Below are 973 nucleotides of genomic sequence, written 5' to 3'. Positions count from 1 at the left end.
ACGCCAATGGCAACATTACTTGATGGTAAACGGGTCTGGGCAGAAAAAAATCTGAACCAGATTTAATCTGACAGACACCTGTATAAATAACCGGTAACTGTCAGATCAGGTCTGAGCTAGTACAAATCACACACCAGACCAGAGCACAAGGACACATGGCGCACACCGCCCGAGGTCTTCCAGGCGCTGGATGCGGAGTTTGGCTTCTACCTCGATGCCGCCGCTGACCACGACAATGCCCTGTGCCGTCTGTATCTGACGCAAGAGGATGATGCCCTTGCCTGTGACTGGAGTAGCAACGGAGCCATCTTCTGCAATCCCCCGTACAGCAATATCCGCCCCTGGGTTGATAAAGCTGCTGAGCAGAGCCGCAAGCAGAATAAAACGGTCGTTATGCTGCTGCCTGCTGATACTTCGACGGGATGTATAGCGCGGCAAATCATTTGATACCGAAAGGCAAAATATTTGATACGCTCAAAAATCACACAAATGAAAATTATTTGATACCAATTGCTGTACTGATGTAACGCTTTTATTGTCCCTAAAACATCATGAACTTGGTTTTAACGTTTCCGGCTTAGGATAAGGCTGCACTTTAAATAATTTTGTATTGAGGCGCTTCTTCGCGCGTTTGTCCAAAAAGCGGATATATCGGAACTGCTGGAAGCGATGAACAGTTGCACGCTCTATATTGGCCCTCAGGTATTCTCCTCGCTTGCCGCCCCGCGTGATCGCGTTGCGGGCTATTTCGTGATACCACTCACCATCAAGCTCATAGAATCGCGAGTAATGGCTGCCGATATATTCAAATTACTCGCCTGATACACCACGCCACAACGCCCACAGCGCTCATCTGCAAAGGATTGCACCCATTGCACCTGAGGATAAAGTAATCTGATAGTTTTCAGTGCATAGCTGATCGCTCGTGACTCTGAATTTTTAGGCATGTCATCATGCAGCCATAAGCGGTTAA

The 973-nt window shown here is 47.9% G+C and carries 2 pseudogenes; one reads left to right on the top strand and one right to left on the bottom strand.

Going from position 1 to position 973, the window contains the following annotated elements:
• Positions 1–132: 132 nt before the first annotated feature.
• Positions 133–423, top strand: a pseudogene (locus ACTBDZ_RS18145) (phage N-6-adenine-methyltransferase); the annotation flags it as partial.
• 126 nt (positions 424–549) lie between these two features.
• Here ACTBDZ_RS18145 and ACTBDZ_RS18140 read toward each other — a convergent pair.
• A pseudogene (locus tag ACTBDZ_RS18140) lies at positions 550–973 on the bottom strand (protein mom); the annotation flags it as partial.

The sequence above is a fragment of the Symbiopectobacterium sp. genome, from assembly GCF_051710365.1.
In the GTDB taxonomy this organism is placed as follows: Bacteria; Pseudomonadota; Gammaproteobacteria; order Enterobacterales; family Enterobacteriaceae; genus Symbiopectobacterium.
This window is presented reverse-complemented; position numbering and strand designations above follow the sequence as displayed.